The sequence below is a fragment of the Cognatishimia activa genome, from assembly GCF_001458335.1.
Classification (GTDB): Bacteria; Pseudomonadota; Alphaproteobacteria; order Rhodobacterales; family Rhodobacteraceae; genus Cognatishimia; species Cognatishimia activa.
In genome coordinates this window covers 1-5,424 of the sequence record NZ_CYTO01000017.1, presented here as the reverse complement: position 1 = coordinate 5,424, position 5,424 = coordinate 1, and the positions used below count along the sequence as shown (strand labels likewise).

The 5,424-nt window shown below is 44.6% G+C and carries 9 protein-coding genes; all 9 read left to right on the top strand.

Features of this window, described 5'->3' with window-relative positions; all coding sequences use genetic code 11:
• Window positions 1-1,096: major capsid protein (locus TA5113_RS17520; RefSeq protein WP_058316682.1), on the top strand; the 1,096-nt coding region annotated here is incomplete at its 5' end.
• Window positions 1,097-1,206: 110 nt separating this feature from the next.
• Complete coding sequence (locus TA5113_RS17515; protein ID WP_000487867.1) at window positions 1,207-1,734, top strand: hypothetical protein; 528 nt, start codon at window positions 1,207-1,209, stop codon at window positions 1,732-1,734.
• Between the two features lie 8 nt (window positions 1,735-1,742).
• Window positions 1,743-2,729, top strand: a complete 987-nt coding sequence (locus TA5113_RS17510) for a Minor spike protein (RefSeq protein ID WP_000466547.1) — start codon at window positions 1,743-1,745, stop codon at window positions 2,727-2,729.
• Window positions 2,730-2,792: 63 nt separating this feature from the next.
• Window positions 2,793-4,334, top strand: coding sequence for a replication endonuclease (locus TA5113_RS17505; protein ID WP_000252566.1), 1,542 nt, complete (start codon window positions 2,793-2,795; stop codon window positions 4,332-4,334).
• Complete coding sequence (locus TA5113_RS17500) at window positions 4,267-4,419, top strand: hypothetical protein (protein ID WP_435988044.1); 153 nt, start codon at window positions 4,267-4,269, stop codon at window positions 4,417-4,419. Before TA5113_RS17505 ends, TA5113_RS17500 begins: the two co-directional genes overlap by 68 nt.
• A complete protein-coding gene (locus TA5113_RS17495; RefSeq protein WP_016670801.1) occupies window positions 4,352-4,591 on the top strand; it encodes a phage DNA packaging protein C in 240 nt (79 codons plus the stop codon). Before TA5113_RS17500 ends, TA5113_RS17495 begins: the two co-directional genes overlap by 68 nt.
• On the top strand, window positions 4,588-5,046 hold the full coding sequence (locus TA5113_RS17490) for a scaffolding protein D (protein ID WP_000084700.1): 459 nt from the start codon (window positions 4,588-4,590) through the stop codon (window positions 5,044-5,046). The genes TA5113_RS17495 and TA5113_RS17490 overlap by 4 nt, the downstream gene beginning before the upstream one ends.
• A complete protein-coding gene (locus tag TA5113_RS17485; RefSeq protein ID WP_000033471.1) occupies window positions 5,046-5,162 on the top strand; it encodes a phage DNA packaging protein J in 117 nt (38 codons plus the stop codon). The genes TA5113_RS17490 and TA5113_RS17485 overlap by 1 nt, the downstream gene beginning before the upstream one ends.
• A 36-nt stretch (window positions 5,163-5,198) precedes the next feature.
• On the top strand, window positions 5,199-5,424 hold a 226-nt coding region (locus TA5113_RS17480; protein ID WP_032243051.1), incomplete at its 3' end, for a major capsid protein.

Below are 5,424 nucleotides of genomic sequence, written 5' to 3'. Positions count from 1 at the left end.
TACTGTAGACATTTTTACTTTTTATGTCCCTCATCGTCACGTTTATGGTGAACAGTGGATTAAGTTCATGAAGGATGGTGTTAATGCCACTCCTCTCCCGACTGTTAACACTACTGGTTATATTGACCATGCCGCTTTTCTTGGCACGATTAACCCTGATACCAATAAAATCCCTAAGCATTTGTTTCAGGGTTATTTGAATATCTATAACAACTATTTTAAAGCGCCGTGGATGCCTGACCGTACCGAGGCTAACCCTAATGAGCTTAATCAAGATGATGCTCGTTATGGTTTCCGTTGCTGCCATCTCAAAAACATTTGGACTGCTCCGCTTCCTCCTGAGACTGAGCTTTCTCGCCAAATGACGACTTCTACCACATCTATTGACATTATGGGTCTGCAAGCTGCTTATGCTAATTTGCATACTGACCAAGAACGTGATTACTTCATGCAGCGTTACCATGATGTTATTTCTTCATTTGGAGGTAAAACCTCTTATGACGCTGACAACCGTCCTTTACTTGTCATGCGCTCTAATCTCTGGGCATCTGGCTATGATGTTGATGGAACTGACCAAACGTCGTTAGGCCAGTTTTCTGGTCGTGTTCAACAGACCTATAAACATTCTGTGCCGCGTTTCTTTGTTCCTGAGCATGGCACTATGTTTACTCTTGCGCTTGTTCGTTTTCCGCCTACTGCGACTAAAGAGATTCAGTACCTTAACGCTAAAGGTGCTTTGACTTATACCGATATTGCTGGCGACCCTGTTTTGTATGGCAACTTGCCGCCGCGTGAAATTTCTATGAAGGATGTTTTCCGTTCTGGTGATTCGTCTAAGAAGTTTAAGATTGCTGAGGGTCAGTGGTATCGTTATGCGCCTTCGTATGTTTCTCCTGCTTATCACCTTCTTGAAGGCTTCCCATTCATTCAGGAACCGCCTTCTGGTGATTTGCAAGAACGCGTACTTATTCGCCACCATGATTATGACCAGTGTTTCCAGTCCGTTCAGTTGTTGCAGTGGAATAGTCAGGTTAAATTTAATGTGACCGTTTATCGCAATCTGCCGACCACTCGCGATTCAATCATGACTTCGTGATAAAAGATTGAGTGTGAGGTTATAACGCCGAAGCGGTAAAAATTTTAATTTTTGCCGCTGAGGGGTTGACCAAGCGAAGCGCGGTAGGTTTTCTGCTTAGGAGTTTAATCATGTTTCAGACTTTTATTTCTCGCCATAATTCAAACTTTTTTTCTGATAAGCTGGTTCTCACTTCTGTTACTCCAGCTTCTTCGGCACCTGTTTTACAGACACCTAAAGCTACATCGTCAACGTTATATTTTGATAGTTTGACGGTTAATGCTGGTAATGGTGGTTTTCTTCATTGCATTCAGATGGATACATCTGTCAACGCCGCTAATCAGGTTGTTTCTGTTGGTGCTGATATTGCTTTTGATGCCGACCCTAAATTTTTTGCCTGTTTGGTTCGCTTTGAGTCTTCTTCGGTTCCGACTACCCTCCCGACTGCCTATGATGTTTATCCTTTGGATGGTCGCCATGATGGTGGTTATTATACCGTCAAGGACTGTGTGACTATTGACGTCCTTCCCCGTACGCCGGGCAATAATGTTTATGTTGGTTTCATGGTTTGGTCTAACTTTACCGCTACTAAATGCCGCGGATTGGTTTCGCTGAATCAGGTTATTAAAGAGATTATTTGTCTCCAGCCACTTAAGTGAGGTGATTTATGTTTGGTGCTATTGCTGGCGGTATTGCTTCTGCTCTTGCTGGTGGCGCCATGTCTAAATTGTTTGGAGGCGGTCAAAAAGCCGCCTCCGGTGGCATTCAAGGTGATGTGCTTGCTACCGATAACAATACTGTAGGCATGGGTGATGCTGGTATTAAATCTGCCATTCAAGGCTCTAATGTTCCTAACCCTGATGAGGCCGTCCCTAGTTTTGTTTCTGGTGCTATGGCTAAAGCTGGTAAAGGACTTCTTGAAGGTACGTTGCAGGCTGGCACTTCTGCCGTTTCTGATAAGTTGCTTGATTTGGTTGGACTTGGTGGCAAGTCTGCCGCTGATAAAGGAAAGGATACTCGTGATTATCTTGCTGCTGCATTTCCTGAGCTTAATGCTTGGGAGCGTGCTGGTGCTGATGCTTCCTCTGCTGGTATGGTTGACGCCGGATTTGAGAATCAAAAAGAGCTTACTAAAATGCAACTGGACAATCAGAAAGAGATTGCCGAGATGCAAAATGAGACTCAAAAAGAGATTGCTGGCATTCAGTCGGCGACTTCACGCCAGAATACGAAAGACCAGGTATATGCACAAAATGAGATGCTTGCTTATCAACAGAAGGAGTCTACTGCTCGCGTTGCGTCTATTATGGAAAACACCAATCTTTCCAAGCAACAGCAGGTTTCCGAGATTATGCGCCAAATGCTTACTCAAGCTCAAACGGCTGGTCAGTATTTTACCAATGACCAAATCAAAGAAATGACTCGCAAGGTTAGTGCTGAGGTTGACTTAGTTCATCAGCAAACGCAGAATCAGCGGTATGGCTCTTCTCATATTGGCGCTACTGCAAAGGATATTTCTAATGTCGTCACTGATGCTGCTTCTGGTGTGGTTGATATTTTTCATGGTATTGATAAAGCTGTTGCCGATACTTGGAACAATTTCTGGAAAGACGGTAAAGCTGATGGTATTGGCTCTAATTTGTCTAGGAAATAACCGTCAGGATTGACACCCTCCCAATTGTATGTTTTCATGCCTCCAAATCTTGGAGGCTTTTTTATGGTTCGTTCTTATTACCCTTCTGAATGTCACGCTGATTATTTTGACTTTGAGCGTATCGAGGCTCTTAAACCTGCTATTGAGGCTTGTGGCATTTCTACTCTTTCTCAATCCCCAATGCTTGGCTTCCATAAGCAGATGGATAACCGCATCAAGCTCTTGGAAGAGATTCTGTCTTTTCGTATGCAGGGCGTTGAGTTCGATAATGGTGATATGTATGTTGACGGCCATAAGGCTGCTTCTGACGTTCGTGATGAGTTTGTATCTGTTACTGAGAAGTTAATGGATGAATTGGCACAATGCTACAATGTGCTCCCCCAACTTGATATTAATAACACTATAGACCACCGCCCCGAAGGGGACGAAAAATGGTTTTTAGAGAACGAGAAGACGGTTACGCAGTTTTGCCGCAAGCTGGCTGCTGAACGCCCTCTTAAGGATATTCGCGATGAGTATAATTACCCCAAAAAGAAAGGTATTAAGGATGAGTGTTCAAGATTGCTGGAGGCCTCCACTATGAAATCGCGTAGAGGCTTTGCTATTCAGCGTTTGATGAATGCAATGCGACAGGCTCATGCTGATGGTTGGTTTATCGTTTTTGACACTCTCACGTTGGCTGACGACCGATTAGAGGCGTTTTATGATAATCCCAATGCTTTGCGTGACTATTTTCGTGATATTGGTCGTATGGTTCTTGCTGCCGAGGGTCGCAAGGCTAATGATTCACACGCCGACTGCTATCAGTATTTTTGTGTGCCTGAGTATGGTACAGCTAATGGCCGTCTTCATTTCCATGCGGTGCACTTTATGCGGACACTTCCTACAGGTAGCGTTGACCCTAATTTTGGTCGTCGGGTACGCAATCGCCGCCAGTTAAATAGCTTGCAAAATACGTGGCCTTATGGTTACAGTATGCCCATCGCAGTTCGCTACACGCAGGACGCTTTTTCACGTTCTGGTTGGTTGTGGCCTGTTGATGCTAAAGGTGAGCCGCTTAAAGCTACCAGTTATATGGCTGTTGGTTTCTATGTGGCTAAATACGTTAACAAAAAGTCAGATATGGACCTTGCTGCTAAAGGTCTAGGAGCTAAAGAATGGAACAACTCACTAAAAACCAAGCTGTCGCTACTTCCCAAGAAGCTGTTCAGAATCAGAATGAGCCGCAACTTCGGGATGAAAATGCTCACAATGACAAATCTGTCCACGGAGTGCTTAATCCAACTTACCAAGCTGGGTTACGACGCGACGCCGTTCAACCAGATATTGAAGCAGAACGCAAAAAGAGAGATGAGATTGAGGCTGGGAAAAGTTACTGTAGCCGACGTTTTGGCGGCGCAACCTGTGACGACAAATCTGCTCAAATTTATGCGCGCTTCGATAAAAATGATTGGCGTATCCAACCTGCAGAGTTTTATCGCTTCCATGACGCAGAAGTTAACACTTTCGGATATTTCTGATGAGTCGAAAAATTATCTTGATAAAGCAGGAATTACTACTGCTTGTTTACGAATTAAATCGAAGTGGACTGCTGGCGGAAAATGAGAAAATTCGACCTATCCTTGCGCAGCTCGAGAAGCTCTTACTTTGCGACCTTTCGCCATCAACTAACGATTCTGTCAAAAACTGACGCGTTGGATGAGGAGAAGTGGCTTAATATGCTTGGCACGTTCGTCAAGGACTGGTTTAGATATGAGTCACATTTTGTTCATGGTAGAGATTCTCTTGTTGACATTTTAAAAGAGCGTGGATTACTATCTGAGTCCGATGCTGTTCAACCACTAATAGGTAAGAAATCATGAGTCAAGTTACTGAACAATCCGTACGTTTCCAGACCGCTTTGGCCTCTATTAAGCTCATTCAGGCTTCTGCCGTTTTGGATTTAACCGAAGATGATTTCGATTTTCTGACGAGTAACAAAGTTTGGATTGCTACTGACCGCTCTCGTGCTCGTCGCTGCGTTGAGGCTTGCGTTTATGGTACGCTGGACTTTGTAGGATACCCTCGCTTTCCTGCTCCTGTTGAGTTTATTGCTGCCGTCATTGCTTATTATGTTCATCCCGTCAACATTCAAACGGCCTGTCTCATCATGGAAGGCGCTGAATTTACGGAAAACATTATTAATGGCGTCGAGCGTCCGGTTAAAGCCGCTGAATTGTTCGCGTTTACCTTGCGTGTACGCGCAGGAAACACTGACGTTCTTACTGACGCAGAAGAAAACGTGCGTCAAAAATTACGTGCAGAAGGAGTGATGTAATGTCTAAAGGTAAAAAACGTTCTGGCGCTCGCCCTGGTCGTCCGCAGCCGTTGCGAGGTACTAAAGGCAAGCGTAAAGGCGCTCGTCTTTGGTATGTAGGTGGTCAACAATTTTAATTGCAGGGGCTTCGGCCCCTTACTTGAGGATAAATTATGTCTAATATTCAAACTGGCGCCGAGCGTATGCCGCATGACCTTTCCCATCTTGGCTTCCTTGCTGGTCAGATTGGTCGTCTTATTACCATTTCAACTACTCCGGTTATCGCTGGCGACTCCTTCGAGATGGACGCCGTTGGCGCTCTCCGTCTTTCTCCATTGCGTCGTGGCCTTGCTATTGACTCTACTGTAGACATTTTTACTTTTTATGTCCCTCATCGTC